Origin of the sequence: Streptococcus sp. CCH8-H5 (assembly GCF_001556505.1) — a bacterium.
Taxonomy (GTDB): domain Bacteria; phylum Bacillota; class Bacilli; order Lactobacillales; family Streptococcaceae; genus Streptococcus.
In genome coordinates this window covers 31,976-47,314 of sequence record NZ_LSIZ01000029.1, presented here as the reverse complement: position 1 = coordinate 47,314, position 15,339 = coordinate 31,976, and the positions used below count along the sequence as shown (strand labels likewise).

13 protein-coding genes and 1 pseudogene are annotated in these 15,339 nt (G+C 42.4%); 13 read left to right on the top strand and 1 reads right to left on the bottom strand.

Features of this window, described 5'->3' with window-relative positions; all coding sequences use genetic code 11:
* Nucleotides 1-3 precede the first annotated feature (3 nt).
* The 7 genes and pseudogenes from AX663_RS01580 to AX663_RS01550 all read left to right on the top strand — a co-directional run bounded on the left by AX663_RS01580 (nt 4) and on the right by AX663_RS01550 (nt 5,466).
* A complete protein-coding gene (locus AX663_RS01580; protein WP_060972514.1) occupies nt 4-879 on the top strand; it encodes a DNA polymerase III subunit delta' in 876 nt (291 codons plus the stop codon).
* Nucleotides 876-1,682: a regulatory iron-sulfur-containing complex subunit RicT gene (gene ricT, locus AX663_RS01575; protein WP_060972513.1), complete on the top strand. Its 807-nt coding sequence runs from the start codon at nt 876-878 to the stop codon at nt 1,680-1,682. The genes AX663_RS01580 and ricT overlap by 4 nt, the downstream gene beginning before the upstream one ends.
* On the top strand, nt 1,669-1,989 hold the full coding sequence (yabA, locus tag AX663_RS01570) for a DNA replication initiation control protein YabA (RefSeq protein WP_002887582.1): 321 nt from the start codon (nt 1,669-1,671) through the stop codon (nt 1,987-1,989). The genes ricT and yabA overlap by 14 nt, the downstream gene beginning before the upstream one ends.
* A 2-nt stretch (nt 1,990-1,991) precedes the next feature.
* Entirely contained in the window at nt 1,992-2,858 is an 867-nt protein-coding gene (rsmI, locus tag AX663_RS01565; RefSeq protein ID WP_002890224.1) for a 16S rRNA (cytidine(1402)-2'-O)-methyltransferase, read from the top strand.
* Between the two features lie 137 nt (nt 2,859-2,995).
* Nucleotides 2,996-3,847, top strand: a pseudogene (locus tag AX663_RS01560) (ammonium transporter); the annotation flags it as partial.
* A gap of 123 nt (nt 3,848-3,970) precedes the next feature.
* Complete coding sequence (locus AX663_RS01555; RefSeq protein ID WP_060972512.1) at nt 3,971-4,627, top strand: glucosaminidase domain-containing protein; 657 nt, start codon at nt 3,971-3,973, stop codon at nt 4,625-4,627.
* A gap of 17 nt (nt 4,628-4,644) precedes the next feature.
* Nucleotides 4,645-5,466, top strand: coding sequence for a Cof-type HAD-IIB family hydrolase (locus AX663_RS01550; RefSeq protein ID WP_060972511.1), 822 nt, complete (start codon nt 4,645-4,647; stop codon nt 5,464-5,466).
* Between the two features lie 17 nt (nt 5,467-5,483).
* Here AX663_RS01550 and AX663_RS01545 read toward each other — a convergent pair whose 3' ends face one another.
* Entirely contained in the window at nt 5,484-5,993 is a 510-nt protein-coding gene (locus tag AX663_RS01545) for a YgjV family protein (protein ID WP_060972517.1), read from the bottom strand.
* 224 nt (nt 5,994-6,217) lie between these two features.
* Here AX663_RS01545 and AX663_RS01540 point away from each other — a divergent pair, with 224 nt between their 5' ends.
* From AX663_RS01540 to glyS, 6 genes are all read left to right on the top strand, one after another.
* Entirely contained in the window at nt 6,218-7,294 is a 1,077-nt protein-coding gene (locus AX663_RS01540; protein ID WP_060972510.1) for an SH3 domain-containing protein, read from the top strand.
* Nucleotides 7,295-7,430: 136 nt separating this feature from the next.
* On the top strand, nt 7,431-9,062 hold the full coding sequence (locus tag AX663_RS01535) for a Na/Pi cotransporter family protein (protein ID WP_002890237.1): 1,632 nt from the start codon (nt 7,431-7,433) through the stop codon (nt 9,060-9,062).
* An 84-nt stretch (nt 9,063-9,146) separates the two neighbouring features.
* On the top strand, nt 9,147-10,295 hold the full coding sequence (gene nagA / locus AX663_RS01530) for an N-acetylglucosamine-6-phosphate deacetylase (RefSeq protein WP_060972509.1): 1,149 nt from the start codon (nt 9,147-9,149) through the stop codon (nt 10,293-10,295).
* Between the two features lie 105 nt (nt 10,296-10,400).
* On the top strand, nt 10,401-11,645 hold the full coding sequence (locus AX663_RS01525; RefSeq protein WP_060972508.1) for a YkvI family membrane protein: 1,245 nt from the start codon (nt 10,401-10,403) through the stop codon (nt 11,643-11,645).
* A gap of 457 nt (nt 11,646-12,102) precedes the next feature.
* Nucleotides 12,103-13,020, top strand: a complete 918-nt coding sequence (gene glyQ, locus AX663_RS01520) for a glycine--tRNA ligase subunit alpha (RefSeq protein ID WP_049496776.1) — start codon at nt 12,103-12,105, stop codon at nt 13,018-13,020.
* A gap of 281 nt (nt 13,021-13,301) precedes the next feature.
* Nucleotides 13,302-15,338 (top strand): glycine--tRNA ligase subunit beta, encoded by a 2,037-nt coding sequence (gene glyS / locus AX663_RS01515; RefSeq protein ID WP_060972507.1) that lies wholly within the window; start codon nt 13,302-13,304, stop codon nt 15,336-15,338.
* Nucleotide 15,339: the final 1 nt, after the last annotated feature.

The window sequence follows — 15,339 nt, the reverse complement described above, 5'->3', positions numbered from 1 at the left end:
AAGATGAAGTTAGCTGAAAGTCAAAGCAAACTATTTGAAGAGTTTTCACAAATTATCAGGGAAAATCGTTTGAGTCATGCTTATTTGTTTTCGGGTGATTTTGGAAGTCTCGACATGGCTATTTGGCTAGCACAGAGTCGATTTTGTGTGACTCCTGAGAATGGTCTACCTTGTGGTCATTGTCGTCCTTGTCGCTTGATTGCACAGGGGGACTTTTCTGATGTTAAATTAGTAGAGCCACAAGGACAGATTATTAAGACGGACACGATTCGTCAGTTGACCAGAGAGTTTAGTCAATCGAGTTTTGAGGGGCAGGCTCAGGTGTTTATCATTCGTGATGCAGATAAGATGCATGTCAATGCTGCCAATAGTCTATTAAAGTTTATTGAAGAACCTCAAAGTCAGATTTATATTTTTCTTTTGACAGCTGATGATAGTCGGATGTTACCGACGATTAAAAGTCGAGCTCAACTCTTTTATTTTCCTAAGAATCGGGCTTATCTGGAAGAATTGCTGCAGAAGGAAGGCTTGTTGCTGACACAAGCCAAAGTGTTGGCGGATTTTGCTAAAGATGATGTTCAGGCTTTAGACTTAGCTAAGGATAATAGGATTCTTGATCTGATTAATACAGTAGAGCGTTTCACACAGTCCCTGCTATCTAATCAGGACCTGCTTTATTTGGATGTTGCAAAACTGGCTGTCCAGTGTAGTGAAAAGTCGGAACAAGAGATGGTCTGGGCTTTTTTAACTTATCAATTGGGGAAGGATATACAAAATCCACAAGCAAGACGATGGCTAGACTTGGTTTATGAGGCACGAAAAATGTGGCTAGCTAATGTCAGCTTTCAAAATGCGATGGAGTATATGGTATTATCATGACAGAAGTCATTGGAATAAAATTTGAGGAAACTGGAGCAGTAGAATATGTTGTTCCTGATAAAAATTACGCCAAAGATGACTTTGTAGTCGTTTTGGAGAAAAAAGATAAACGCCTAGCCCAGGTTGTCATGGAAAACTCTGATTTTCCTGAGCTTAGTTTGCCTGCGGATTTGAATCGGGTTGAAGGATTGGCGGGGGAGAAAGATTTCGCTAGATATGATGAAAATCTTTTGAAGGCTGAAAAGAGTATGGGAGTAGTAGCTGATTTAATTGCTCAAAATCAGCTAGAAATGAAGGTCGTTGATATTGTCTTTCCGCTAAATTGCTCTTATGTGCTAATCAGTTTTGTTGCTGAAAAACGGGTAGATTTTCGTCAATTGCTCAAAGATCTGGCTTCTTACTTTAAGACACGTATTGAGTTGCGCCAAATTTCAAGTCGTGAGGAATCAAAGATTTATGGTGGCTTAGGACCTTGTGGGCGGGCACTTTGTTGTTCTAGTTTTTTGGGTGAATTCCCACCAGTATCAATTAAGATGGCTAAAAATCAGAGTTTATCTTTGAATTCTGGTAAGATGAACGGAGTCTGCGGACGACTCATGTGTTGTCTCAGTTATGAAGATGACTTTTACCGAGATAGCAAGGCCAGTTATCCTGACTTGGGTGATGACATTGAAACCAAGGATGGCACAGGTCAGGTCGTTGCCATTGATGTAATTGCAGGAACCATTAAGGTTGTATTTGAAAAAGGGCGTGCGCCCCTAACTTATGGAGTGGAGGAAGTTCAGCTAAATGGAAAAGCGTGAATTGTATGATAAATTCGAGGAATTATCACAAAATTTGATGTCGATGTTGGCAGAAGTGGAAGCGATTAAGGCGAACTTCTCAGGGATTCTTGATGAAAATACGGCCCTCAAGTTGGAAAACGACAAGTTGCGTGAGCACTTGAGTCAAGTGGTTCAAGAGGAGACAGGGACTAAAATGTCTCATGGTAAGGTGAACCTCGAGGCTATTTACGATGATGGATTCCATATTTGTCCAGATTTTTATGGCCAACGTCGTGATAATAATGAAGCTTGTGGCTTCTGTGCAGAATTGTTGTACGGAGACTAAACATGCAGGTTCAAAAGAGTTTTAAGGGGCAATCTAGCTACGGCACCCTCTATCTGGTTCCCACTCCTATTGGGAATTTGCAGGATATGACTTTTCGTAGTGTGCAAATCCTGAAAGAGGTGGATCTTATTTGTGCGGAGGATACGCGCAATACGGGTCTCTTGCTCAAGCATTTTGAGATTGAAACGAAGCAGTATTCTTTTCATGAGCACAATGCTTATGAGAAAATTCCAGATTTACTGGAGCGCTTGAAGTCAGGTCTTTCTTTGGCTCAGGTTTCTGATGCGGGGATGCCTTCTATTTCGGATCCTGGGCATGATTTGGTCAAAGCTGCCATTGCAGAGGATATTCCAGTGGTGGCCTTACCGGGAGCATCGGCTGGTATTACAGCCTTGATTGCCAGTGGTTTAGCACCCCAACCTCATATTTTTTATGGCTTCCTCCCCCGTAAAAAAGGACAGCAGATTGATTTCTTCAAGGAAAAACTGTCTTATCCTGAGACACAGATTTTTTACGAGTCACCTTACCGTGTGGCGGATACTCTTGAAAATATGCATGAGGTCTATGGCAACCGTCAAGTAACTTTAGTTCGAGAATTGACCAAGCTTTATGAAGAGTACCAACGAGGATCTATTTCAGAAGTTTTAGATTATATTGCTAGTAATCCTCTCAAGGGTGAATGTTTACTGATTGTGGCTGGAGCTTCTGAAAATGATAAGGAAGAAAATCTAACATCAAATGTTACCCCGGTAGAGGCTGTAGAAGCTTTAATTGCCTCTGGAATGAAACCTAATCAGGCTATAAAAACCGTTGCTAAAGAGCGAAAAATGAATAGACAAGAGCTTTATAACCTTTTTCATGGGGTTTAAGAGGCTCTTTTTTTGTGGCAACACAAGATATTAGAAAAGAAAGAATTATCAAAAAAATCTCGTAAATACACTTGTTTATCTCATGGTTTTGTGTTGCATTATCTGACATAAAATAATTTACTTATTGGAGTGGTTTCATGGATACAGGTAGCAGTGCCTTTATATTGATTTGTTCTGCCATGGTTTGTTTGATGACCCCGGCCTTGGCCTTCTTCTATGGTGGGCTTGGCCGTCGTAAGAATGTTATCAATACCATGATGATGTCTGTTCTTCCCTTAGCTATAGCTTCTCTTTTGTGGATTGTTGCTGGCTACTCGCTTTCTTTTGGCGGTCATGGGAATTTCTTTGGTAATTTCAGTCATCTTTTTTTAAATGATGTGTCTGAAACGGCCTCAAGCCGTGGTTTAACCATTTCTGATATGTTATTTGCTGCTTTTCAGATGATGTTTTCGATTATCTGTGTGGCGATATTGACGGGTTCAGTGGTAGGACGGATGCGCTTTACACCTTTAGCCATTTTTGTTGTCTTTTGGTTACTTTTTGTCTATTATCCATTTGCACATATGGTTTGGGATGAAGGGCTCCTTGCAAAATGGGGGACGATTGACTTTGCAGGTGGTGATGTGATTCATATTACCTCAGGTGTATCAGCCCTAGTTTTGGCAATCGTTGTTGGTAAACGGCGTGATTTTGGCATTTTAGAACACCGTCCTCATAATGTTCCTTTTGTCCTATTGGGAGCGGGTCTCTTATGGTTTGGTTGGTTTGGCTTTAATGCAGGATCAGCCTTGGCTGCCAATGGTTTGGCAGTTCACGCGCTAGTAACCACTCATGTGTCAGCTGCTACAGCCATGTTTTCATGGTTGGCAATTGAAAACCATGTCACAGGACCTCCATCCTTGCTTGGTGGTTCAACCGGTTTGGTGGCAGGTCTGGTTGCAATCACACCTGGAGCAGGTTTTGTTTCAATTTGGAGTGTTATCCGTATTCGTACTGGTGAACGCGGTGGAGACGCCATATAATATAATGGAGGCTTAAACCGGTTAGTTTGGGTCTTTTTTAGTGAATTTTGATATACTTAGAGAAGTTAGTATGATTGAGGGGGTGACCAATTGGCAAAAGGAAAAAAGAAAAGCAAGTCGAAAGCTAGACCTAAGAAAACTAAAAAGAAAAAGAAGTCTTTCTTGCTCTTTCCTAAATTTTTCCAGAAGTGGAGTCTGATTTTTATTGGGCTATTTGCCTTATTGGGACTCCTTGCTAGTTTGAATTTTCCAAGGTTGACCATGGAAAAGAACATGACATCTACGGATGAGACCACGGTTGCTTTTATTGCCGAGATTGGCGAGACGTCCCGTTATTTGGCGGCTAGAAACGATCTTTATGCATCTGTCATGATTGCTCAGGCCATCTTGGAATCTGACTCTGGACAATCCAGTTTGAGTCAGAAGCCATCCTATAACTTCTTTGGGATTAAGGGGGACTACAATGGTCAAAGTGTAACCCTACCAACCTGGGAGGATGATGGTAAGGGCAATCCTTACTATATTGATGCAGCTTTTCGTTCTTATGGCTCTGTGGAAAATTCTTTACAGGACTACGTAGACTTCCTTGAGGGCAGCTACTATGTAGGTGTACACCGTTCCAAGACTAAGAATTATAAGGATGCAACGGCTGCCCTAACAGGGGTTTATGCAACAGATACAACCTATGGGGATAAATTGAACAGCATCATTGAACAATATCAGTTAACTATTTATGATACTTATTAGGGTCGAAGGAGAGTAAAATGAATCAGAATCAAGTGAAACTCATTGCAATAGATATGGACGGGACGCTCTTAAATAGCCAAAAAGAGATTCCTGAAGAGAATATTAAGGCTATTCAAGAAGCAGCTGCGGCAGGCATTAAAATCGTACTTTGTACAGGACGCCCACGTTCAGGCATTCTTCCACATTTTGAGAAATTAGGATTGAGTGAAGAAGAGTATATTATCATGAACAATGGTTGTTCAACTTATGAGACAAAAAATTGGACCTTGCTGCAATCTGAAAGTTTATCTCGCCCTGAGATGGAAGAACTCTTGCAGGCTTGCGAAGACTTTCCAGAGGTGGCTCTAACCTTGACTGGAGAAAAGACTTACTATGTTGTGGGCGATGAGGTGCCTGAGTTAGTAGCTTATGATGCTGGCACTGTCTTCACAGAAGCGAAAGCTAGGAGTTTGGAAGAAATCTTTGCGGAAGGGCAAGTGATTTTCCAAGCCATGTATATGGCTGATTCTGAACCTTTGGACGCCTTCCAAAACGCCGTGCAAGATGGACTTAGTCAGAGCTATAGTACAGTTCGTAGTCAAGACTATATCTTTGAAATCATGCCACAAGGGGCAACAAAGGCTAGCGGGCTTAAACATTTAGCAGAAAAGCTTGACATTAACCCAGATCAAATCATGGCTCTGGGCGATGCTGCCAATGACCTTGAAATGCTTCAATTCGTCGGTCAAAGCGTTGCCATGGGTAATGCGAGTGACGACATTAAGGCTTTGTGTAAGTATGTGACTTTGACAAATGACGAGGCAGGTGTGGCACACGCCATTCGTACTTGGGCTCTATAAGAAAAAGACCTTTAGCTTTATTGTTTGCTAAAGGTTTTTCGATTTCTGATAATGGCAATGAGAGTAGTAAGTGTGATAGTGACATCAGTGATGGCAGCTGGGTAAGCCTGAATGGTCAAATCGTAAATTAGCCAAAGTAACATATTTTCAATAATGACCCAGCGAAGCCACTGAAGGTTTCGTGTGATGGCAATGGCTAAACTATAAGAGACTGAAGAGATGATTGGCAGATAGCCAATAAGTCCAAGCTGATTGAGGTAGGATCCTAAGATGATTTGAATAATGATGAGGATGGTCAAGATAGTCTTGCTCATCTTCTTTTTGACCATCAGGCTATTACGTATGATGGAAATACTAATGGTTAAAGCACCGGTATAGCCCCCAAGAAGCAGGTTGGCAATAGCAGTAAAAATATAGTCGGTAATTTGCCAGACGAGCATGTTATTTTTTGATTTTGCAAAAGAGGATATAGTGACACATAGGGCACCTATGGCTGATAATACTTGTGCTAGAAGATAGACTATCATGATATAACTTTCAATTTTTGTCTCCATTATATCACAAGGATTCAAGATATTTTCATCTCTTTTTTAGAATTTACAAGGCTGATATGTTAGCGTTTACATTAGAAAATGATATAATAAAAGTGTAGAAAAGATTGTTCCCTTAAAAGTAGAGAGAACCTGATGTTTCCTTATAACATAGGCCCTATCTTTACTTTTTATGAAAGACTAGAAATGAGGAAATGATTATGAAAAACAAATTTTCCCAAGCAATCGTGCTTTCAATAGTTACCCTTTCCTCAATGGCTTTGCTGACGGCCTGTTCCAGCCATAAGGAATCGAGTTCAGCAGATAAGACACCTAAGAGCAGCCAGGTGACCTCATCAAGTAGTGTTAAATCATCAAAGAAAGATAGTGGTAAGACCAGCAAGTCTAGTGCTAAAGTCAAGGAGTCTTCTGGTTCAAATACTGAATCTTCAAGTGCACCAAGTAGCAAAAAGTCTTCTGCACCAAGTTCAAGCAGTAGTCAGGCTCAGTCATCATCTTCAAATAGTTCATCAGTTCCCTCAAGCAGTCAGTCACAGGCTCCTAAATCTTCAAACGAGAATCAATCTTCAGCCAGTCAATCCCAAGCGACAAAGAGCTCAAGTGATAGTCAAGCTTCAGGAAGTCAATCTAGCAGCCAAGCTCAAGCTAAAACGGATACGCAAGTGACCACTGTGGATATGGATGTGAGTGCGGTAGCGCGTGGTCAGTTTGATAGTATTGCCGGAACTTGGAAGTCTAGTGATGGCAGTCGTCTGGTCTTTAACAACACTAGCCTAGTAGGAGATATAACTGCACAAGGCCAAGCGACAGTTCATAATTATGTACACCCGAAAGATGATTATCAAGAGGGCTCAGGTAAGTATGATGCTACCCTCTCAAGAGATAGGGGGGACACCTCTGGTATCGTTGGAGATATTAGCTTTGTCTCTAAAAAAGCAGCTATTTCTGGTCCAAGCTACGAACAAGATACCATTCAAGTAACCAGTACTGGAGGAACAAAGGTCTACTTAAAAGAATCAGATAATATGACGCTACCTAAAGACGTGACAGTTACTGACAATCAACTTCCAATTGATGGTGGCATAGCAGAATCTGGCAGCTACAAGCTTACCAAACGTACGGCTGTCAAAAATACTCCTAGTGATAAGGCTCCAGTTGAATTTTACTTAGAAGCAGGTGATCAGATTAACTTTGATATGAAGGTTATTCAAGATGGTCATAGTTGGATTTCTTACATCAGCTATAGTGGTGTTCGCCGTTATGTTCAAGTGGATTAATTGAGATATCTAGAAAGGTCAGATTTTCTTCTGATCTTTCTATTATTTTGGGGAAAGGTCTTGTTAATTCCTTAATAAATAGATACAATAGAAAGGTCGGTTTTACCGAAAAATTTTAAATAATGAGGACAAAAATGTGTCAGTAAATTGGCAAGATATTGCGTTTTCTTTCCTCGGTGGTTTGGGGCTTTTCCTCTTTAGTATCAAGTACATGGGAGATGGTCTTCAACAAGCAGCCGGAGATAAGTTGCGTTTTTACATCGATAAGTATACCAGCAACCCGTTTTTAGGGGTTTTGATTGGTATTGTCATGACGGCCTTGATTCAGTCGAGTTCAGGGGTTACCGTTATTGTCGTCGGTCTGGTTTCGGCAGGACTTTTGAGTCTTCGTCAGGCTATTGGTATTGTCATGGGGGCAAACATTGGTACAACCGTAACTTCCTTCATGATTGGTTTCAAGCTTGGTGACTATGCCCTTCCAGTGATTTTCCTGGGAGCTGCGCTTCTCTTCTTTACAAGCAATAAGAAGCTCAATAACCTAGGTCGTATCTTGTTTGGTGTAGGGGGGATTTTCTTTGCCCTTAACCTTATGGGAGATGCGGTTGAGCCTTTGAAGTCAGTTACAGCCTTTAAGGATTACCTGGCAACCTTGGGTGATCGCCCAGTCATGGGGGTTATCATCGGTGCTGGCTTGACCATGTTGATTCAGTCGTCAGCAGCGACCATCGGTATTCTTCAGAGTCTCTACTCGGGTGGTTTGCTTGATCTGCAAGGTGCCCTTCCAATCCTTTTTGGGGATAATATCGGGACGACTATCACAGCGGTTCTAGCTGCTCTTGGTTCAAACATTGCAGCTAAACGTGTGGCAGGGGCTCACGTCCTGTTCAACGTCATTGGGACGGTCTTGTGTTTGATTCTCTTGGTACCATTCACAGCCTTGATTCAATGGTTTAAGTCTGTGCTTGGTTTGACACCTGAGATGACTATCGCCTTTGCTCACGGTACTTTTAACATCGCAAATACTATTGTTCAATTCCCATTCATCGGACTCTTGGCTTACCTTGTGACTAAGATTATTCCTGGTGAAGATGAGATTAACAAGTACGAAGCACTTTACTTGGACCGTTTGCTTATCACACAAGCACCAGCTATCGCCCTTGGTAATGCTAAGAAAGAATTGGTGCACTTGGCATCGTACGCCATCCAGTCTTTGGAAGCTTCCTATGCTTTCTTTGCTAAGGGAGATGAAAAATACTTCGATAAGGTTGAGAAGTATGAAACAGCAGTTAATAGTATTGACGAAGAGTTGACAACTTATTTGATTGACATCTCTAACGAATCTCTAAGCGTTTCTGAAAATGAAGTGTTGGCAAGTGTGCTTGACTCTGTTCGTGACTTGGAGCGTATTGGTGACCTTGCAGTTGCAAGTGCAAACCTTTCACAACACATTCATAATAAGGGAATTGAATTTTCTGATACTGCCAAGGCTGAGCTTGCGGATGTTTACAACCGTACTCACCGTATCGCCCTTGATAGTATTCGTGTTGTTGTAGATGACGATAAGGTACTTGCAGGTCAAGTCATCCTTCGCCATGAAGAGTTGGAAAAACTTGAAAAACAATTGCGTAAAATACATACCAAACGTCTTAACAATGGTGAGTGTACTGCGCAAGCCGGTATCAACTATGTTGATTATCTCTCACATTACACACGTATCGCAGACCATGCGATTAACCTTGTTGAAAAGGTTACAGAAGGTGTGATTTAATAGAGAAAGTCGAGAAAATTTCTCGGCTTTTTTGTTATAATGAAAGCGTATTAAAAACATAGAAAAATGATGAGAGGTGGTCCTATGACCTATTATATTTCAGCCAAGCGTTTTTATTTTGAACATAAAATTAAGGAAGGTGGCTACCTAGCGGTTGAGGATAGCCGTTTTGGTGACTGGACGGAAAATGTACCAGAAGGTGCAGAGGTGCTAGATTACAGTGATTATCAGATTTCTCCGGGTCTTGTAGATACTCACATTCATGGATTTGCGGGTTATGATGTCATGGATAATTCTGAGGAAACTCTTATAGGCATGAGTCAAGCCTTGCTTTCAGCAGGTGTGACCTCCTTCTTACCGACAGCTTTAACAGCGCCATTTGAAGAGTTGAAGGCTATTTGCCAAACAACAGCTAATACGGTTGGTAAGGAGACTGGTGCCAAAATTCAAGGGCTCTTCTTTGAAGGACCTTATTTCACTGAAACCTACAAGGGAGCTCAAAATCCTAAGTATATGGGCAATCCAAGTGTGGAACAATTGAAGGAATGGCAGGAGGCGGCTCAAGGAAAACTGATTAAATTGGCTCTTGCACCTGAACGTGAGGGAGTAGCTGAATTTATCCAAGAAGCAACCAAGCAAGGTGTGACAATCGCTCTAGGTCATTCCAATGCCACATATGAAGAAGCCATGGCAGCAGTGGAAGCTGGGGCGTCCGTTTGGGTTCACGTATACAACGGGATGCGTGGCTTTACACATCGTGAACCTGGTATGGTTGGGGCAGCCTTCGATAGTCCTGAAACTATTGGTGAACTGATTGCAGATGGTCATCACGTGGTCCCTGCAGCTTGTAAGGTTCTTATCAAGCAAAAGACACCTCAAGGAGTTGCCCTAATTACAGACTGTATGTCAGCGGGAGGCTGTCCGGACGGCGACTATATGTTAGGCGAACTTCCTGTTATTGTTGAAAATGGTACCGCCCGCCTCAAAGAAGGTGGTAATCTAGCTGGATCTATCTTACAACTTAAAGACGGCGTCAAACATGTGGTTGATTGGGGACTTGTGACAGTTGCTCAAGCTTTACAAATGGCCACTAGTGTTCCAGCTAAATCGGTTGGGCTTGAAAATACTTGCGGAAGCCTAAAAGCAGGTTTACCAGCTGATTTTATTGTATTAGATGACTTCTTGGAATTACAAGCAACCTTTGTTGATGGACGAAAAGGTTGGGAAAAATAAGAGTATGAGTAGCACTTTCTTATGAAGGTGCTGTTTTTTATTGATTTTTACAAAGGTGTTAGAGTAGTGTAAAATAGAAATACTTTGTATTTTACAGGAGGTAATATGTCAAAACGTATTTGGAGCATTGCCCTGGCCTATGTCGGTGTAATGATTGGCGCAGGGGTATCTTCAGGACAGGACCTCTTACAGTATTTTGTTAGTTTTGGAGCCTGGGGGCTGATAGGTGTCATAGTTCTAGGAGTTTTGCATGTTGGCTTTGGGCGACTCATGATTGCTTTGGGAAGTTATTATCGCTCAGACGATCACTCAGTAGTCCTGGCAGAAATCAGTCATCCTGTTATCTACCGTATTTTGGATATCGCTTTGATTATCACTTGTTTCCTGTTTGGCTTTGTGATGACAGCGGGGGCAGGGGCTAACCTAAACCAACAGTTCGGCTTTCCGATTTGGGTAGGTGCCTTCCTGTGTACAGCTCTGACTATCTTTGTGAGTTTCTTAGATTTCAAAAAAATTATCGGTGTCATTGGAGTTTTTACCCCTATGATTTTGGTTATGATTGCCATGATATTCGTGACCAATGTTTTAGGGCGTCACTGGGATTTTGCTGAGATGGATAAGGTGTCGCAAACCATTCAATCTCCTTTTCCGAGTATTTGGCTGTCTGTGGTTAACTATTTCGCCGTTTGTGTCATGTCAGCCATAGCCATGGCCTTTGTCATGGGTGGCTCTATTCTCAAAATCAATGAAGCTGAAAAGAGTGGAGCCTGGGGAGGATTTATGGTTGGGGTGATTTTCTTCGTCACAACCTTGATTCTCTTTGCTAACAGCGATAAGATTGCTAGCTCAGATGTTCCTATGTTGGCTATTGCAAAGGAAGTGAACCCTATCTTTGCGACGCTCTACGCCTTGGTCATTTTTGGATTGATTTTTAATACCGTCTTTAGTCTCTACTATGCCCTTGGGAAACGCTTCTCAGCAGGTAGTGATAAACGCTTCAAATTCTTTGTGGCTACATTTGCCCTTGCTGGTTTTGCTATTTCCTTCATGGGCTTCCGTCAATTGGTAGCGGTTATGTATCCTATTATCGGTTATTTGGGAATGCTGATGTTGTTTGTGCTGGTTGTGGCTAGCTACCGCAAAAAAGCCAAAATTCGTAAGGAAAAGGAAATTCGAAATCATCTCTTGTCTATCGTTGAGAAAGCTTATGATCCCAATCAAGACTTGACCCATCAGGACAAGAAAAAGGCTGAAGAACTTCGAGATGCCTCAATTATTGATAATGATATTCTCCATGAAGATAGCCATGCACATGTTCGTCAGGAAATGGGGATTAGTAAGAAGGATTAGAATTTTATTTTACAAGTTTCTCTATTTCTGCTATAATACTGACAAGAAAGAAGGGCTTATGGCGTTTTTCTAGCGAGCTTGGGACAGTGGAAGCCAAGTAGAGCAAAGTAGGCAAGTGGCGCTTTCTCTCAGCAAATGGCTGAAGACAAACAGATAAAATGAAGTAATAAATTAGGGTGGAACCGCGTTTCTGACGCCCCTAGGTCAAACGACTTAGGAGCAGAGACACGGTTCTTTTTGTATCCTGAGTCACAAGAAACTTTATGAATAAGGAGTAAAACATGTCTAAAAAATTGACTTTCCACTGCGTCAGTGGCAGAGACCTCCTTACAGTCGGACTGCCTCACGCTCAGCACTAGGGTGCCTGAGCTAGACGCAGTACTAACTCGTCTTGCCTCGTATAATCGACGAGGCAGACTCGTGTCGCAAGAAATCATTTTTAATCAAGGAGTATTCAATGTCTAAGAAATTAACATTTCAAGAAATTATTTTGACTTTGCAACAATACTGGAATGACCAGGGGTGTATGCTCATGCAGGCTTATGATAACGAAAAGGGTGCGGGAACTATGAGTCCTTACACCTTCCTTCGTGCCATTGGTCCGGAGCCATGGAATGCGGCTTATGTAGAACCATCTCGTCGTCCAGCTGATGGTCGTTATGGGGAAAACCCAAACCGTCTTTACCAACACCACCAATTCCAAGTGGTCATGAAACCATCACCATCTAACATCCAAGAGCTTTACCTTGAGTCTTTGGAAAAGTTGGGAATTGATCCGTTGGAACACGATATCCGTTTTGTTGAAGATAACTGGGAAAACCCATCAACTGGTTCGGCTGGTCTTGGTTGGGAAGTTTGGCTTGACGGTATGGAAATCACTCAGTTCACCTATTTCCAACAAGTCGGTGGTTTGGCAACTGGTCCAGTAACTTCTGAGGTCACTTACGGATTGGAACGTTTGGCTTCTTACATCCAAGAAGTAGACTCAGTTTATGATATCGAGTGGGCTCCAGGCGTTAAATACGGAGAAATCTTCCTTCAACCAGAATACGAACACTCAAAATACAGCTTTGAAGTTTCTGACCAAGATATGCTTCTTGAAAACTTCGAAAAATTTGAAAAAGAAGCAGGACGTGCTTTGGAATTGGGCCTTGTTCACCCAGCCTATGACTATGTTTTGAAATGTTCACACACCTTTAACTTGCTAGATGCACGTGGTGCTGTTTCTGTTACAGAACGTGCCGGTTACATTGCCCGCATCCGTAACTTGGCCCGTGTCGTAGCTAAAACCTTCGTCGCAGAACGTAAGAAACTTGGTTACCCACTTCTTGACGAAGCCACACGCGCAAAACTCCTAGCAGAAGAGGAAGAATAAGCAAAGTTACAAGAATGGAAAATGGGCAAACAAAGTGAGCCCACATGGCTACCTAGAGGCAAGTCGAAGACTTGCTAAAGGGATAGGCGCCGCCGTACTGGTATATGGAGATTTTTGAAACGTTAGGTTCAAAAATCAGTTAGCTAAATCCACTTTGATGAGACTGTTGGAAATCTATGTCAAGGAGACACCAGATTTCCCTACAGCCTCACAAAGTTAGTTAGCAACGTCCCCAGTACCTAAGGCGCCTATCAAAAAAAGAATTTTGTAAAGGAAGAAACATGACAAAAAACTTATTAGTAGAACTTGGACTTGAAGAGTTGCCAGCCTACGTTGTCACACCAAGTGAAAAACAACTCGGGGAGAAAATGGCAGCCTTCTTGGATGATAACCGTCTCTCGTACGAAAGCATTCAAACCTTCTCAACACCACGCCGTTTGGCAGTCCGTGTGATTGGTTTGGCTGATCAACAATCCGATTTGACCGAAGATTTTAAAGGCCCTTCTAAGAAAATCGCTTTGGATGCAGAAGGTAACTTCTCAAAAGCGGCGCAAGGATTTGTCCGTGGGAAAGGCTTGACTGTTGACGATATCGAATTCCGTGAAGTCAAAGGTGAAGAGTACGTTTATGTTACTAAACACGAAGCTGGAAAACCTGCTAAAGAAGTTTTGGTTGGCGTTCCAGAAGTGCTTGCTTCATTGACTTTCCCTGTCAGCATGCACTGGGCTAACAACACATTTGAATACATTCGCCCAGTTCACACCTTGACAGTTCTTTTGGGCGACGAAGCACTTGACCTTGATTTCTTGGATATCAAGTCAGGTCGTGTGAGCCGTGGACACCGTTTCCTTGGACATGAAGTGGAAATTACCAATGCGGATTCTTATGAGGAAGACCTTCGTACTGTTTACGTGATTGCGGATAGCAAAGAACGTGAAAACATGATTCGTGAGCAAATCAAAGCTATCGAAGCAGAACAAGGTGTTCAAGTCCAAATCGAAGAAGGGCTTTTGAATGAAGTCTTGAACTTGGTCGAATACCCAACTGCATTTATGGGAAGTTTCGATACTAAGTATTTGGACGTTCCAGAAGAAGTTTTGGTGACATCAATGGAAACGCACCAACGTTACTTTGTTATACGTGACCTTGACGGTAAGCTTAAACCAAACTTCATCTCAGTCCGTAATGGTAACGCTGAGCACTTGGAAAATGTTATCCGAGGAAATGAAAAAGTATTGGTGGCCCGTCTTGAAGATGGTGAATTCTTCTGGCGTGAAGACCAAAAACTTAAGATTGAAGACCTCGTTGCTAAACTGGCTAACGTGACTTTCCATGAAAAAATCGGTTCTCTCTCAGAACACATGGCCCGTGCCGGTGTCATTGCAGCATCACTAGCTGAACAAGCTGGTTTGACTGCCGAAGAAAGGGCAGCCGTAGCGCGTGCAGCTGAAATCTACAAATTTGACCTCTTGACTGGTATGGTCGGAGAGTTCGATGAATTGCAAGGAATCATGGGTGAAAAATACGCCCTTCTCGCTGGTGAAGATGCTGCGGTAGCGACAGCTATCCGTGAGCACTACCTTCCTGATTCAGCAGACGGAGCTCTTCCAGAGACTAAGGTTGGTGCTATCCTTGCGCTTGCAGATAAATTGGATACCCTACTTTCATTCTTCTCAGTTGGCTTGATTCCATCAGGTTCAAATGACCCTTATGCGCTTCGTCGTGCAACACAAGGGATTGTTCGTATCTTGGATGCTTTTGGTTGGCATATCCCTATGGATGAGTTGATTGACAGCCTTTACGGACTTTCATTTGATAGTCTTTCATATGACAATCAAGCAGAAGTCATCAACTTCATCAAAGCGCGTGTGGACAAGATGATGGGACGCACTTCAAAAGATATCAAAGAAGCCGTTCTTGCTGGTTCAAACTTTGTCGTGGCTGATATGCTTGAAGCAGCTGACGCCCTCTCAGAAGCTGCTAAGGCTGATGGCTATAAGTCAGCTGTTGAGTCACTTTCTCGTGCCTTCAACTTGGCAGAAAAAGCGGATGCTTCAGTGACAGTCGATGCTAGTCTCTTTGAAAACGACCAAGAAAAAGCCCTTGCTAAAGCGATTGAAGAGCTTGAATTGACAGGTTCAGCAAGTGACAAATTGGCACAGCTCTTCGCTCTTAGCCCAGTCATCGATGCCTTCTTTGACAATACTATGGTTATGGCAGAAGATGAGGCTGTTAAAAACAACCGTTTGGCCCTTCTTGCAGGTCTTGTAGCTAAAGCTAACGCTGTTGCAGCTTTCAACCAATTGAACACAAAATAAT